We start from the raw sequence: 15,015 nt of genomic DNA, 5'->3' as shown, positions 1-15,015 counted from the left end.
AGGAAATATCATTTTTCAATATTTGTCAAGCGATATTTCAATATTTATAAACGCAAATTTGGATTGGCCATTTTTGTATTTTAATCATTTAGTCACAGGAGATTTATGACAACACCTTTAGCATGTCTGCAAATGAAAGCGTTAACCAAGAAACTGAGTATGTCTCGAAGCAGTATCTACAAATTGATCCAAAACCAAGAAAGTAAATTTCCTGTTGGATTTCCATTGATGGGCGGAAGGGCAATGTACTATATCGAAAGTGAGGTCGATGAATGGCTAATTTCTCAGCGACAAAAAAGCCAGCTAGTACATTAAGTCATTCAAATACGCATCACATTACTGATTTTTAATCGGCCAAATATCCCAGTAATGCCCCTTGCATTAAAAATTCCGTAAAAACGCATATTCCAACAGCGTATCAATCCAATAGCACTCCTGCATCAAGTCAGGGTTTTGCTATCTGCTAGTCAGTGCCCCAATCCAAACAGCTTTTCAAAATCCAGTTTTTATGGGGATATTTCCGATGGGCTTAACATATTGAGTCCATGGGACGTTCTAGTTATCGATTTGGACGGACTAGAAGAGACTTTGAGCGACTTATTGAGGGTGGGTAATGGGTGAGTGCGGCTAATACCTTTTATGCATTTAAAGCGCGTATGGCAAGTCATAATTATTGATTTGAAGTTTTAATTTAAAACTTCAAAAACATTGGTGCATATTACAAATTCCGGCTTGGTTGGCGGTAAAAAATATGTGCCAACATCCGCATTGTTAGAAGATGTTTAAATTTTCGTGAAATATACGAAATTCCCTCTATGGAAATTGACAATTTTATTTTCGTCAATTATCTATTTTTCAAATTCAAATAAAAATGACCCAAATGCATAGCCTATAAGGCTTGCAATGGAATTCCGTATTTTAAAAATTTTGTTGTACTTAGTAAGTGATCTATTCAAGTGATCTATCCCAATAACTTAAGGAACGTAATTATGGTAAAAAAAGAAACAAGTATTACATTGGCAAATGGTGACATGCACAGTCAGAAGGCTCATTTGAAGGCGGAAGAAATGTTAACTGAGTGCAAATATCTGCAGTCCCGACTGTACCATCTCATTATGATGGGTAGTGAACGAAAGGATGAATATCAAGCTTGTTTAAAAGCATTATGCTTTGAGTTAAGAAGAAAAAATATTCCATGTGAATGGAGGGGATGCGTGGAAGTAGATGAAACCAGAGGATTGCATTACCACGCTTTCATTTTAGTTGAAGCCAAACATAGAAATCCCTGCACTATCCTTAATCACAAGGGGCAAGGCTGGCTGAATGTAATGATGCAAAAGAGAGGGCTGACGTACTATATTGCCCCGCCAAAGTCTGCAATTCATCAAACAAGACCAGATAGAGAATTAAACTATGCCAGCTTAGCTGGTGAGAAATTGGCAGATTGCCTAATCTGGATTTCATATTTAGTGAAGAATAGATCAAAGCCAACTGATATTACATATATCTATTCTGGTTCCAGAGAGAGAAAATCCGGCAGTAAGCAGTCGGGTTTGAGGAAACCACCAATAAACAAAAGAGTCGAGTTTGGAAACTACAGTCTTCTTGCCTAATCGGTCCTTGTCAGAGCATTAATGCGTCGAACTAGTTGCGTCTTTGTAGCTAAAGAGTGAAAGGCAGATTAAATGAACGTTAATTTCATATTGAAAGCTAAATAAGCGTCAAATTTATAGTTTATATGTGCCTACCGCTCTATAGCGCAAAACCAATCACGGGAAATATTTTGCACAGTTTTGGGGTGCGATAGCAGACCCAGAAAACTAATCACTGGCGATAATCAGATGCTATGTAAATGAGAAACTACTGCTTGATATTTTTCAGCCAGATCTGACACATTCGTCTCACGGAGTGTGTTGACCGCACTTAATACTTCATAGATAACGGCGTCTCTTCTTTCAACTATCACTTGCTTTAGCGATTCAGATAACTCCATCTCGTAATGTAGATGGTGGTGGAGAAACAAACCACAGTCCAAGGCAATTTGACTGTCGTCAAATATGAATCGATGCTGTTCATCAGGAAGCTCATTTCGCTGATTTTTTAAAAACAGTGAAAAGGCTTTATCTGCATTTGCAAAGTTTTCTTCGTCTATGAACAGAGACGCCATTCTCCAGTAGCAATATACGTTGCCTCTGCGAACCCCTTCTTTGTAGAAATTCAGTGCTTTTTCTTTATTTTGTGATGTGCCCCTGCCTTCTTCATGCATGCCTCCTATGCGCTGATAAGCCGCAAGACAGCCTAGCTTTGCCGCCTGACTATATAGACGGAGTGCTTCTGCATAATCTTGGAAGATATCGCCCCATCCATAGTATTGGCTTTCAGCCTCGTCAAAAAGAGAGTACCAAGGGTATGAGGCAGGAAGCACCGCGCTCTCAATCTCAAGAGTCATATCGTCTAGCTCATCTTGGCCGTGTTCGCCAAAAAGCTCATCTTCTTCCTCGGTGTTTGCCAGCGGCAGTGCTTCACTCCCCTGAATTGCACCAGGGGCTAAAGTGATGGCCTTAACGACCTCGTTGACGGGCGCATTGAAAAACTCACGATTGGCAGAAATTCGATAGCCTTTTTGTCCAAGTAACGCATGGATAAAAGTTTCGGCAGCAGTACAGTCCTCAAAGAGCTGTTCGTAGACCACGATAAACGGCGTAGGCAGGCCGGTCGCGCCGGAAAGCTCCTGAGACCGCTCAGCGGTGCTTCGCTTCGTTTTGCCAACTTTGATGGCGTTCGGCATCGAGCTATTGGCAAGGACGTAGATGAATCCAATATCTTTCATTGATTGCTCGTCGTCTTTTTGTATTCTGAAAATTTTATAAAATTGCAATGCGTTGATAAAGAAAGCCGAATTTCGTGCTCGGTGCGAAACAGGAAATCACCTAGGGACGATTTGCGCAATCCGATTTTTATACGCATCGAGCAGACAAGTCTCATCGGCGCATTGATCGCGTTCATTTTTGAGCCAATCATTTTGTTGCCGCTGAAGCGTGTCTTTGTCAGGGGAGACGATGAAAGCCATCCGATATACTTTCTTGAGATTCACGTCCGCCTGAGATAGCTTCTCGCTGGCGCAAATAAGGTGTTCGGACTTGGTTGAAGCCTTGCCGCAATCGAAACTGGGATGCCCAGTGATTGTAAAGTTATTTGTATTTGTCACTGCAACCGGAACACGCTGTGCTGGTGCTGGTGCTGGTGCTGGTGCTGGTGCCTCTGTGACGACAGGCAAATTTTCGACTTGAGAAGCGGGTTTCACTTCGCCTGACGGCGCGTCCGGTGGACTTGCCGCCACTGGCTGTCTCGCCACGTCAGCAGACGGAGGAACCTTGTTTTCGGCAATTGCAGGTGGACTCTTCACTTCAGCAGCAGCGGACTGACTAATTTTTTTAATCGCAACTGGCTGACTCTTAACTTGAACAGCGACTGGTCGACTCTTGTTCTCAGGGGCGTCATCGGATTTTGAGCTTTTTATTGCATCTGCCAGAAAAATCATTCCACCAAACGCGATAAATACGCTAATGAATTGCGGGCCAACCATCCAGAATATTCTTGTTCTGAACGTCTCGCCCGCGCTGCTAGTGAAAAACATGTCCGGCTGCGTAAACTTCCGAATTTGGTCGCCGATAGTCCACGCAATCGGGGCTACAAACACATAGCCAACACCACATACAATTTTGGCTAGCCCGGCTAATAGATGCGATTCCCTAAAATCGGATATCCCCACGCAGAACAAAAAGAGGAAGCCGAGTCCGGCGCAAATCCAAGCCATCGGAGAAACTGATTTTCTGATCTTTGTCAGATCCGATGCGTCTTTTGGGAAGGTATTTAGTCCGAACATGTGGCTTGCCCTATCGTTGTTGTTTTCAATGGCCCTGAAACCGCTTCGGCATATCAAGCGGACTAGCAAGATTTTATCATTGCTACTCAAACTCTGTAGACCTAAAGTCATCATATAATCAATCTTTGGTTCGTGCAAACCAAAGAATCCAAAGCCTCAAAACGCCAGCCAGCCAAAATACGATTTGGTTTGGTGCTTCGTCATGCCCGTGAAGAATTGCAGTTATCTCAAGAGGTTTTAGCCGAAATGGCTGGCTTGCACCGTACCTATATTGGGCAAGTGGAGCGCGGAGAGAGAAATATCTCCATCGATAACATGGAGCGATTGGCAGATGCGGTGAATTTGCCCCTGTGGGAAATGCTTCGACCTCACTGATCGCAAGGAAATTTAAGGCCCAAGTGGTACATTAGAAAAATCAGTAAACTTGGAGCCCAGAATTTAGTTGTTGGAACTTCCATCCAAAAACGGTATCACGGTCGGGGATCAGAACTCTTCGAGTTTGCTAGAAATAACAAATATGCGACGTTTTGAATTTAAGCGACGAAATTAATCGTCTGTTTGAAATGGCTTTGGTCGTGGCCTTCATATTTTATTGTTTACGGGGCTGAAAAACGGATCGCTTGTAAGCTGCGCGTTGTATATAAGCCGATCTCCTATCTAGCAGTTAGGGCACAATGAGAACAACCACTAAAGCAATAACAGGCCTTTCAAGTTTTTTCGAAGTTTTGGAACGCTTTAAGACCGTCGATGGGAGAGTAGATCTTTACCGAGGGCATACGGACAAACTCTACACACTGCAACCCAGTCTCTTCCGTACACTAAAGCACCGCAAGGACGAGAAAAATATTTTTCGTGAATTGATCTCCCTTCATCCGAGTGAATTCGAGGGCGATGGAAACGTTTTCGAAAAACTAGTCAGAATGCAGCACTATTCGCTCCCTACTCGCTTACTGGATTTGACCTACAACCCATTGGTCGCGCTATTCTTTGCCTGTAACTCCCGTCCTACCAAAGATGGCGAATTCATTCGATTCTCGATAAAGAAGGCAAAAATTCGGTACTTCGATAGCGACACTGTAAGTTGTGTTGCCAACCTTTCCAATCTCACTGGAAACGAACGGGACAAATTGAGGCGCATCAAAGACTTTGATCAACTTCAGAACTCTGATGCTGGTAAGCGGTTGCTGCAATTCATAAAAGCAGAAAAACCTTATTTTCTCCCACAAATTGATCCTGCCGACTTGCAAAGCATCTTGGCAGTCAAGCCGAAACAAAGTAATCGAAGAATTCTGGCTCAGCAGGGCGCATTTCTGTTGTTCGGCCTGCCGATATTGCTGAATCAGAAAAATGATTTAGACATAGAGATTAGTCGTGTGCCGATTGCTTCGAATCATAAGCGTGCAATACTGGATCAGCTAGATAAGATCAACATCAATGCAAGTACGCTGTTCCCAGAAATCGAGTCTGCCGCAAAGTACATAATGAGCAAATTATCGCCATTGGAACGAGGAGCAGGAGACTAAACGTTGAAAATAGGTTTTTGGCAAACACACTCTTGTCGAGTCGTTTCCTGACGCCGCTCAAGTGAGAACGTTTTCGGGTCCGTTACACCGGGCGGAATGAGCCATTTTCCACTCTGTCATTTGACACGCGATTAAACAGTGGAGAGCGCGATCTCAGCTTCGCTTTCTGTTACTGTCGATGCCAATTGTTGTGTGAGTCGAGCCAGTTGGCGGGCTGTGTAGCAAACGTGATGATTCATGTCGGCTATGACCCAGGTAGCGAGTGAACCTGGCTTAATTAGGCGTCTTGCGCAATCATCGATATAAGTATCACCAAAGCTGCGCGTCCGGCCCACATATCGAAAATCTGCGCTAACGCGACTGGCTAGATCGTGGTACTGATCATAGTCCTTGATGGGGTGGTGGAGCGCATGACCTCTAAAATAGATGATTTTGTCGCCTGCCGTATAGCGAATTTTGGCGTTCACGTACCGACTTGTTGTCTGATCACTGAAATCGGGATGTATGATGCCGTAATCCCCAAATGTTGGTTTGATTGTATCGGGCATGTCCCGCCAGAGAGCTGACCAAAGACGCAGCTCTTGGCGAATCACCTCGCCGACCTTATTTTTCTCGATACTACCCACGGTTTTCAGTGCAGAAGAACCGGCAATTACGATTGATCTATAACCGGCGATGTTCGGGTTGTGAAAGAGAAAAGAAACTATGTTCTCTGCTAGGTTCGATGTGTCTTCCCCATCTATGTGTCGCAAGTCTAGAAGTAAATCAATTTTGTTTTGTGGCAGTCGCATCTGAGCGGTGCGTTCGATAATTTGGGCCCACACATCATCAAAGAGATATTCGGCTAGATCATCACGAGACAAACGGAAGCAAAACCCTTTATCGAAATCCCGAGCAATCGCACCGAGCGTATCCCACAAATCATCATTTCGTTCGAATCCATACGCCGGAGTCACAGAGCGTCCGAATGCTTTTAATAGTGCGAATCCATGAAGGGTGGCGTTTGTGCCATCTGAGATCGTCGCGTCCGGCATCAAACCGTGGAAATCTACGAAAATCTCACCAAGCGGCAAATGCTTTCGAATGTACTCGCAGAGTTTGAAGACGTGCTCCTCCACCAGTGGAGCTTTGGGATTGATTGGCATCGCTTCGATGAACGGTTTCATCAATTGACGGACATCATTGTTGACCCGTCCAACGGCCATCAAATCATTTTTTTTGCCCTTGACCAGCGGCACATAAACTGAGCGACTATCCATCGATATCTCCTGCTTACGTCATCAAGATTTCATTGAAAATGCTGTTGTACCAATCCCTGCTCTAAAAATTCACGAAAATGCTCGTAGTGACCGCTCTCGAACTGAATTCGTCCAGCCACAATTGCTGGGTGAATATGCAGACTGTCCGCAAGTTCTTGAATGCTTTGATTTGTAGGGGCGAGTCTAGCCGACGAACGCTCCCAAACGGCACGGCGAATAAATGAATCGCGTGCTATACGATTCGCTTCATTCTCTTTTTGTTCGCTCTTCTCAGTGCTCGCAATTCGTTCAATGCGATCAATAAACGCCTCGTCGGCAGTATTCAAGTGTCTCCATACGTGCGCGACCTCGTGCATCAATGTGAACCAAAAATAGTCAGTTCGATCAATTCGCAGCGTCAGACCAATCACCGGGGTGCCTCGCTCAGACAGCATCGCTGCGCCATCTATTACAGCGTTCGGTAGCCGAGGCTCGACGATCACTGCAATACCACACTTCGATAGGAATTCAACTGCCAGGCGAGGGCCATTACTGAACCAACTTAGTCGTGCAAGGTCTCGCAACGTGTCAGCAGAAATTTTTCCAGGATCAAATTTAGGTAAATCATTCTCGACATCCTTGGCTCGCATCAAGACCCGCGCTGTCCATGCTAATGTCGAATAGTACGCCTTTTCATCGAGCTTATCGCCCCGAAACCTGCGTCTAAACATGATCGGCACTTGGCGGCTCGGAACAATCTGGGTAAGGAAAGAGCGAAGCATCTCTTCTGCATTCTTCCCGCTAATTTTTGCTGCGCTGAACCAGCCACGCCTTTCCATCTCCCGATAGGGAAACCGTTTCCAGTCGATTTCTTCGACGTTGCTCTCACTGTCACGTGATGGAACGGGTTCTCTTCCAATGAGAGCGTCTGCTGGAATTCCAAGGCCGCTCGACAGTGCGCGAATCATTTGTACTGTTAGGGGTCGTTTCCCACCTAGCACCTCAGAAACTCTGCTTCTGCTGCCCAAAAGCGGAACGAGGTCCTTCTGTCGAAGCCCCTGTTCAGCCATCCGAAATTCAATTATCTCGATTGGATCAAGTGCCTCGAATTGATACGCACGTTTTTCGTAATCTTCAATCAGAAGAGCAAGCAATGCGAGGCGATCACCTTCGGTCGATCCAGTCGGTGGATCAAGCGCAACAAGCCCCTCTGCTTCTAGCAGCGCAGTTTGATGTTCAGTTTCGCTTTTGAGAATTCTATATTCCATATCAACGCATCCGCTTCGTGTACTGGTCATGTGTGCCCACCCATTTGATGGCGATCACTCCTGCGTTGTAAGCCACCTGGGTTTCCAGGCGATACTCATTGCCGCGCACGTTAAAGATGACAATGTTTGTCGCTAAAAAGCTGGCGGATGGATACCTGTCCTTGATATCGTGACTAGTCTCCCAGCGACTGGCGCGTGCATCTGCGATCCAGTTCGATATCCACTTGCGGCAGTCTGCGTGCTTGTCGCAAAAGGCGGCAAGCACCCCAAGTCCAACAACCCTCATGAAAACCATGCTCCCATAAATGCTTCGAATCTCGAATCCCATTGTGGGAACAGATTTATTGTTACCGATTTGGGAGCAAGCGTCAAGACAAAATTACACCTGAGTAAGTACCTTGCCGCCGTGGCGAGTCAGGCAATTGAGGAAATAGTGTTTAGCTAGAAGCAGACATGTGAGGATATTCATGCAGCGCGACAAAAACAGCGTCATATGCATTTCCCAATTGTGAGTATTGCTAAAATGAAAATAATTCTTAGCTTGTATGCGATATTGCCAGCGCGTCCAACAAGGCATACTTTCTTTGCAATCTCAGCTCGCCTGCATTTGCCCCACAAATTTTGTCTAACAAGTATATGTGCAAGATTTTCTTTACATATTCTACAAAGTACTAAATACTTGTTATGCATTATCAGAAGAGGGGAACAGAATGGCAGTAGGGCAAATCATTGGATACGTTCGCGTATCGACCGCTGGGCAAAATACAGCACGGCAACTTGACGGTATTGTGCTAGATCAAATATTTGAAGACAAATGCAGTGGAAGCACGACGGATAGGCCACAACTTACGGCCATGCTCAAACATGCTCGATCTGGTGACACAGTTATGGTGCATGACATCAGTCGTCTAGCGCGTAACACGGCTGACCTACTTGACCTCGTAAAGCGATTGACCGACAAGGGCGTGACAGTTTCCTTCATTAAAGAGTCGATGACCTTTGCCGCTGGCAAAGATAACCCGATGAATACAATGTTCCTAACCATCATCGGCGCTATCAGTGCATTCGAGCTATCGATGATCAATGAAAGACGCGCAGAAGGGCAAGCCAAGGCAAGAGCCGAAGGCAAGCATATGGGGAGGACAGCCAAGTTAACAGCCGATCAGATTGCAGCAATCAAGCAACGTGCCACAACTGAGAATAAGACGGCGCTGGCTGATGAATACGGCGTATCACGAGCGACGCTGTACTCTGTATTGAAGACGGCTTAGGCGCACCTAACCATCCAAATCAAGACACGGTATGCGGGCTGGGACAGTTAGCCTTTTCCACTCAGCAGGCAATAGCAATGTACGCCACACGGGGGAAAACTCCTCGCAAGTTACACATTCCTTATCGCGTAATTGTTCTGCGATGAAAATCAATTGCATGCGGTTTAACGTGAGATATTCATCGGCCCTTTGTTGACATTCACTGCGTAAGCGGCAAATTGCCATAATATTGGCAGCCTCTTGGGTGGGATTTTCCGTCTTCGTAAAATACTGAGTATTGGGAGAGAGCCTCGCTAGTCGTACAATGAAATTGTCCGCCATCTCATAATCTTGTGAAGCGCCTTCGCAGTGTGATCCGAAAACGAGCCGTTCTGCCGCAGCACCAGCATATGACATCGTTGTCTGCCATAGCAGAATATCGGTTGTAGCATCAATTGGATCGAGCGAATGAATGGGTGTAACAAATCCGCCGAAACCATACTTAGGCTCTCGATCAACTACTGCAATCGCGTCTTCAGGAACTGCGTTCAATTGCCCGTACAGAAGTAGGTGACCAGCCTCGTGCACGCAAACTCGCCAATACTCTTCGTCGTTGAGGTGATATCGGTCACTTCCGATGTCCAACCGCTTGAGCCGGCGTCTCTTTTGCCATTGCAGCGAATCTACCAAATATTCCAGAATTCCAGAAAAGACAAACCAGAGCACGAGGCATACGCCCATTGCCATTAATTGTAAGACCGAATTTCCACGAAACCAATAACAAACAACATAGGACGGAATAAAGAAAATCGCAGCACGTAATCCAATAGAGCGCAAGGCAGACATAAAGGGAACTAGTAGGCTACCATGGAGGAAAGTGACTGACATCGTTACAATCGTGAGTAAGACAGCAAGCGCGATCATAAAACAGACAGTCAGCGCGGCGATTGGTGATCGGAGAGTTCCATATCGAGTGATCATCACAATGATGATGAACGCAAAGATAAGGGGGACGAACCGAAGGAATTTCGCAATAGCTATTGGACGATCATGAATCACGTCCGAAAGACGGTTTCTAAAGACAAGTAGGTAAAACGAAATCAGGCCCAGAACGTCGAATTTCTTGAGAAACGACCAGATGATAATAAGTGCAATACGCATCGTTTATCAGTGAAAACTAGTAGCAGTTAAAAATTATCGAGTTGGCCAAAAATACCTCCGGTCCAACACGAGCTATGCATTCGAATTACACGTCCTACCGCCTCGATAGATATTTCCCTAGACCAGAAAATCTTTCACCCCAATTATCCCCATCTACGATTTTTTATTTTGGTTTCTTACTTGGGACACCTGAGGCCCACAGACCGAATATAAAATCAGGGTCCTTGTCCTTGGGCGTTATCTGAAGGTCCTTGCGCATTTCATAGAATAATCGAGACATTAGCTTGTCATGCCCTTGATTGCTTCGGGCACTGTTGCTTACTTTAATTTCTTCCTGAAACGCTTGCAGCGCGCCGATTACGGATTGCGGCGCAATCAAATTCAACTTATTGCATGAGCGAGAGAAAGCGCGTTGATCATCCGGCGTTGACTCCCCAGAAATGATACCGCTGAGGCTGGCAACGAAATCTTTGTAGTGCTCCAGCTTTTCTTTTCGTAGCTCTGCTTCCCTCTCCCGCTTCTTGGTGAACCAGTAGCCTGCGACCGCCACCCCAACAGCGGCAGTAGCTCCAATACATGCAGCGACAATATCAGCGGCCATATCACTCCATAGATTTGATTGTATCGGTCATGTGTGTCAAATCTCTCATAAATTGGCGGCACATTTAACGATACTCGCATTAAAGAATCCGTCTTCCCACAAGCCTTTCTCCACTCGGTTTTTCATTTCATCGTAACTAAAACGCCAGAGTATTTCCCCATTCTCTTCCACAGTCCCTTTATTCACTGGATTTATTTGGTAATGGGTATTCTCGAAAGTGAGGATGTAAACAATGCTCTCTGTTATCAAATAATTTTGATCAAACGTCGGTGGCTCAATAGCCACATTGTAGGTAGTTGTATTTGACGCCAGCCGCGATCTTACACTTGGATATACCACGCCAGTACGTGGCGCAATCGGGTAATTTGCTATGAGCTGCCCAAGTAACATGTTGCCGATTGCGATTGTCGAATTATAGTCATCGAAAATGACTCTATCCTTAGTCATCTCTGCTTGAAAATAATCATGAATAATTTTTTCGGCCTGTGTAGGATTGTGTTGATCGCCGATGAGTTTAGGAATGCCTATCGGAAAAAAGAACATCTTCGAATCATCACGGCGAACAATTTTAGAAATGGTGAATACGTTGCCTACCCCGACAGTCATCTCGATAATTGTTCCGAGTTCGCATGCTGCTGCATACAGCACACTCTGACCGACATCATTCAATCTGCCTTTGTTTTTGACAAACTCGGATTTCGGATATGTTATTTCTTCAACGCGACAAAACAACCGACCCTGCTCATTGAATCGCCCTCGATAGAGAATAGGATTGGCGACGTTTATTGCGACCAACTTCACACCATCCATTGCCTGCTTTAATATCGGAACGAACTCATGTGCGGGTGCCTGCCCCTTTGAAAGAGCATGCAGATTTTCTATAGCTCTTTTATTTTGAAAGTAACGTGCGATATCGTTCTTATTCATATACCTAGAGGATAGAGTACGAACGCGATTTTTAGGCGTCAGCTATTGTTTTAAGTAGCCCGGGATATGCTGAGAACACGTATCCAGCGCATCATCGCTGTTAGACGCTACTCCAAAACGGTATTTGCAGTAATCAACAAGTGACTTTCTGTCCACCGTGGAAAGATCAGCGATTGCAGGACTGTCGCCCTCATTAGCAAATGGATCGACAAATTCAACTTGAAAGGTGGGAAATTTCTTGATGAAAAATGTGGTTTGCTGTCCTTCATCCAGATACGAGCGCACGTATCCCGTAAACAGCCAAGCAATCAACAGTACGAAGATCAAAGCCGTGACGTAGATGATTTTTCTATTGAATGGTTTTTGCATTGAATTTGAGTGTTCTGTCATGGCGCTGCAAGTCCGCTGGTAGCACGAGCTTTTTTCACAAAAGATAGACCGACATTACCCGGGCAAATCTTCCCTTCCTTCGTTTGCTCCGGGAATTCTCTATGGCCGCCTAACGTAGTAATGGCGAAGAACTCACGCAATATAGCAATGAATTTTGTAGCTGATTCGCTTTGTGCTGCCGGTACGACAGGCTGCTCATTGGCACCCATGGCACTAAAGAACTTCCTCACAGCTGATACGGTGTCTCCACCCTCTTCAGGCTCTGCCAGATTCTCCAGCAGCACGATACCGATTACGCCGGTATTGTAGTTATGCACATGCTCTCCTTTGAACCGGATATCTCGGCCCTCAAAGACATTCCCAAAGCAATCGAGCGCATAGTGATAGCCGATATCGTCTGCCGAGATACGCTGCATTTGCTCACCTTGGATTTCCTGCAATTGTAGTGCGGCAGGCCCACAGGAGAAACTACGTCCGGCATGATGGATGGCTATCTTGGTGTAATTCCAGTCATCCTTCATTTTCTCTGAGCGGTTCTTATGTGCGGCCCAGTTGGATCGTTCTACGAACTCCATTCCCTGCTGTCGAACGCGAGTAATGATTGCTTCTCGGGTCGCTGCTCTGTCATTAACAGTAACCAGCTTGAACGGCTTGCATATGTAGTCTGACTCTGTAAATGCAGTTGCCCACTGCGTTGGCGTGTAATGCGCGTCTGCTCCCATCTCAAGCCTCTCCGTGCATCAACGCGCCTGTAGGGGCATTGAAAATTAAATGCAATTGAATGGTCTGCCCAGGAGCTGCATCGACATTGGCATACCCATCACCATCAGTAACACCGCTCTGCTGTGCGCCTCCAATTTTGGCAAGATATGCGCGGTTAACCAATGGCTTTCCGGTTTCGCTATCTTGAAACAGGAAACGCTTACCTTGCTTTTCTTGGGCATTCTGAGTGCCGACAGTAGAGGCAATTGCTGTAGCTGCCGTTACGGCAGCAGACGCTGCACCAGCACCTGTAGGAGGCGATACGGGACCAGATGACTCTATGCCGTCATCGTAGGTCATCGTTTGATGTAGGTTTGCTATGAGTTTCGGATGGACTGGGCAGCCACATATAACAATGTCGTTTTCCAATGCCACCTCGCCCATGAATTGCATCCGGCGTGGCCCTCCAGCCTTAGCAATGACTCCCTCGCTCTTGCAGGCTAAGCACGTTGCCTGCCCACCAATTAGCGCCGCCTTGTGCCCAGCATCACCTAAAGAGAACGTTGAATTTGCATTCGGCAGAATCATGCCGTTTGTAGTTGTCTTGTCGCTCACAACGACAATTTTACGCATTGCCATAGCCCATCCTTAAAATTACTCCAAGGCTATCCTTGCAGAAGATTAATTATATTGCAAGTGGAGCTTGGTCGGCTATTGGCGGCTTCAGCCATTTTTTCAAAATCCCGTAGCTATTTTCGTATTTTTCATCAAAGATTTCACTCTTTCTGCTAACACCGTCGCTTTCAAACATGATGACTATCAGCACATCGAGTACATTTACGAGTACCAGAGCAATCGGAGCACGCATTTTTTTTAAAATTCTGTTTAATATCAATATGTTACATATTAAAAAATAAATGAATCGATCTAACTCATTACGTGAGTTGACATTATTTGTGCGTACTACAATAATGTATTAACACTAAAAAGCTAACCAAGCTCTACCCAGTTAGGATTATTCGTACGTTGGCATTCGCTTTGAAGTAGGTGAGAATTCGAATCATTAGATGACAACATGCAGCGAAGGAAATCTTATGAACGCGACACAAGCCGCTACAAAAAAGAACAATATGACCGAACGAGCGAAGGGGCTTAGGGAAAATTTTTTCCCGGAAGTTGCCCAAGAATGGCTCTGGCTTCGGAAGCGTAATGACGGCTTCACTACGATCCCGCGTACTCTCGCAATTGTGATGGCAATCATAGACAGCCTCTCGAAAAACAAGCCGTGTGGCCTCACCTATTTTGTGCTCTGGTGTCGGGCTTGGGATGATCCGATGCTGACTATTGAAAATCCTGCAATTTTTGCCGCTGAAGCTGGTTTTTCCGGGGAGCGAGCTGTGGTTACTTGGCGTCAACGCATGAAAGCGTTAAGTGATCTTGGGTTTATTAAGTGCAAGGAAGGCTCGGCTGGGGAGTTCCACTACGTTCTTATTCTGAATCCACATCTGGTTATCTGGAAACAAAAGAGTTCAATTGCCGAAAGTCTGCTAATGCGACTCTATGAACGAGGCCATGAAATAGGTGCAAAAGATATTGTAAATCCTGAGGCCGCATTGATCCCTAAACCATCGATACCTCCTGCGTCGATAGCTGGAGTTATGTTATCCGGGGTCGCACCAGTATTGCCCGTTGTTCCGCCGCCGCCAACAAGCGTATCCTCAGCCACGGAGGCACAAATCAAAGGACTAGCGGCAGGGGAGTTATTTGGAGGGGACAGTGATATTTGAGAAAACAAAAGTCGGAAAGACCTGCCGACGCCTCTTTACCTTGCACGGTGGAGGACTTGATTCCAAACCAAGTCCTGACAAAAAGGGGAATCGCTTGAAACTTGCTGGTCTCCAAAACCAGTGCGTTCATCGACAGGCACTATTATTTTACATCCCTTCAATAACTTGGAGGGATGTATGGGGGAAGCGCTGATTATTTCGCCGACATCGTCCGGTCCAGCAATTTGACGCCAGTTCGGGTATCCGTCTCATCAGTTCTCAAATCTGCTGCACTCCAATTGC

Annotated in this window: 18 protein-coding genes; 6 read left to right on the top strand and 12 right to left on the bottom strand. The window is 45.7% G+C overall.

What is annotated here, in order from left to right:
* The first annotated feature begins 105 nt into the window (after nt 1-105).
* Both BCF11_RS05915 and BCF11_RS27455 read left to right on the top strand, forming a co-directional pair.
* Nucleotides 106-315 (top strand): AlpA family transcriptional regulator, encoded by a 210-nt coding sequence (locus BCF11_RS05915; protein ID WP_098493923.1) that lies wholly within the window; start codon nt 106-108, stop codon nt 313-315.
* Nucleotides 316-989: 674 nt separating this feature from the next.
* The gene (locus BCF11_RS27455; RefSeq protein WP_143751267.1) at nt 990-1,613 is read left to right on the top strand and encodes a hypothetical protein; all 624 of its coding nucleotides are present in this window, start codon (nt 990-992) and stop codon (nt 1,611-1,613) included.
* A 224-nt stretch (nt 1,614-1,837) separates the two neighbouring features.
* On the opposite strand, the gene BCF11_RS05910 is transcribed toward BCF11_RS27455, so the two are convergent.
* Nucleotides 1,838-2,830, bottom strand: a complete 993-nt coding sequence (locus tag BCF11_RS05910) for a GIY-YIG nuclease family protein (protein WP_143751266.1) — start codon at nt 2,828-2,830, stop codon at nt 1,838-1,840.
* 96 nt (nt 2,831-2,926) lie between these two features.
* On the bottom strand, nt 2,927-4,000 hold the full coding sequence (locus tag BCF11_RS05905; RefSeq protein ID WP_143751265.1) for a lysozyme inhibitor LprI family protein: 1,074 nt from the start codon (nt 3,998-4,000) through the stop codon (nt 2,927-2,929).
* Nucleotides 4,001-4,018: 18 nt separating this feature from the next.
* Between BCF11_RS05905 and BCF11_RS05900 the strand changes: the two genes are divergently transcribed.
* Complete coding sequence (locus BCF11_RS05900; protein ID WP_098493920.1) at nt 4,019-4,261, top strand: helix-turn-helix domain-containing protein; 243 nt, start codon at nt 4,019-4,021, stop codon at nt 4,259-4,261.
* 299 nt (nt 4,262-4,560) lie between these two features.
* Nucleotides 4,561-5,409, top strand: coding sequence for an FRG domain-containing protein (locus BCF11_RS05895; protein WP_098493919.1), 849 nt, complete (start codon nt 4,561-4,563; stop codon nt 5,407-5,409).
* A 131-nt stretch (nt 5,410-5,540) separates the two neighbouring features.
* Here the strand turns inward: BCF11_RS05895 and BCF11_RS05890 are convergent, their stop codons facing one another.
* Genes BCF11_RS05890 through BCF11_RS05880 form a run of 3 tightly spaced genes read right to left on the bottom strand, consistent with a single transcriptional unit; the run spans nt 5,541 to nt 8,201 of the window.
* A complete protein-coding gene (locus BCF11_RS05890) occupies nt 5,541-6,668 on the bottom strand; it encodes a beta family protein (RefSeq protein WP_098493918.1) in 1,128 nt (375 codons plus the stop codon).
* 29 nt (nt 6,669-6,697) lie between these two features.
* A complete protein-coding gene (locus BCF11_RS05885) occupies nt 6,698-7,915 on the bottom strand; it encodes an ImmA/IrrE family metallo-endopeptidase (RefSeq protein ID WP_098493917.1) in 1,218 nt (405 codons plus the stop codon).
* 1 nt (nt 7,916) lies between these two features.
* A complete protein-coding gene (locus tag BCF11_RS05880) occupies nt 7,917-8,201 on the bottom strand; it encodes a type II toxin-antitoxin system HigB family toxin (RefSeq protein WP_098497343.1) in 285 nt (94 codons plus the stop codon).
* A 424-nt stretch (nt 8,202-8,625) separates the two neighbouring features.
* Between BCF11_RS05880 and BCF11_RS05875 the strand changes: the two genes are divergently transcribed.
* Nucleotides 8,626-9,186: a recombinase family protein gene (locus BCF11_RS05875; RefSeq protein WP_098493916.1), complete on the top strand. Its 561-nt coding sequence runs from the start codon at nt 8,626-8,628 to the stop codon at nt 9,184-9,186.
* 6 nt (nt 9,187-9,192) lie between these two features.
* On the opposite strand, the gene BCF11_RS05870 is transcribed toward BCF11_RS05875, so the two are convergent.
* The 7 genes from BCF11_RS05870 to BCF11_RS28500 all read right to left on the bottom strand — a co-directional run bounded on the left by BCF11_RS05870 (nt 9,193) and on the right by BCF11_RS28500 (nt 13,757).
* Entirely contained in the window at nt 9,193-10,326 is a 1,134-nt protein-coding gene (locus BCF11_RS05870; RefSeq protein ID WP_098493915.1) for a hypothetical protein, read from the bottom strand.
* A 163-nt stretch (nt 10,327-10,489) separates the two neighbouring features.
* Entirely contained in the window at nt 10,490-10,927 is a 438-nt protein-coding gene (locus BCF11_RS05865; protein ID WP_098493914.1) for a hypothetical protein, read from the bottom strand.
* A gap of 45 nt (nt 10,928-10,972) precedes the next feature.
* On the bottom strand, nt 10,973-11,854 hold the full coding sequence (locus BCF11_RS05860) for an RES domain-containing protein (protein WP_143751263.1): 882 nt from the start codon (nt 11,852-11,854) through the stop codon (nt 10,973-10,975).
* A 42-nt stretch (nt 11,855-11,896) separates the two neighbouring features.
* Nucleotides 11,897-12,244, bottom strand: a complete 348-nt coding sequence (locus BCF11_RS05855) for a hypothetical protein (RefSeq protein WP_233212388.1) — start codon at nt 12,242-12,244, stop codon at nt 11,897-11,899.
* The gene (locus tag BCF11_RS05850) at nt 12,241-12,966 is read right to left on the bottom strand and encodes a peptidoglycan recognition family protein (protein WP_098493912.1); all 726 of its coding nucleotides are present in this window, start codon (nt 12,964-12,966) and stop codon (nt 12,241-12,243) included. The genes BCF11_RS05855 and BCF11_RS05850 overlap by 4 nt, the downstream gene beginning before the upstream one ends.
* A 1-nt stretch (nt 12,967) precedes the next feature.
* The gene (locus BCF11_RS28280; protein ID WP_233212387.1) at nt 12,968-13,585 is read right to left on the bottom strand and encodes a PAAR domain-containing protein; all 618 of its coding nucleotides are present in this window, start codon (nt 13,583-13,585) and stop codon (nt 12,968-12,970) included.
* A gap of 46 nt (nt 13,586-13,631) precedes the next feature.
* Nucleotides 13,632-13,757: a hypothetical protein gene (locus BCF11_RS28500; protein WP_255407777.1), complete on the bottom strand. Its 126-nt coding sequence runs from the start codon at nt 13,755-13,757 to the stop codon at nt 13,632-13,634.
* Between the two features lie 283 nt (nt 13,758-14,040).
* On the opposite strand from BCF11_RS28500, the gene BCF11_RS05840 reads away from it, so the two are divergent.
* Nucleotides 14,041-14,733, top strand: a complete 693-nt coding sequence (locus BCF11_RS05840; RefSeq protein WP_098493911.1) for a hypothetical protein — start codon at nt 14,041-14,043, stop codon at nt 14,731-14,733.
* The last annotated feature ends 282 nt before the right edge of the window (nt 14,734-15,015 follow it).

Source organism: Collimonas sp. PA-H2 (assembly GCF_002564105.1).
Lineage (GTDB): Bacteria > Pseudomonadota > Gammaproteobacteria > Burkholderiales > Burkholderiaceae_D > Collimonas.
This window is presented reverse-complemented; position numbering and strand designations above follow the sequence as displayed.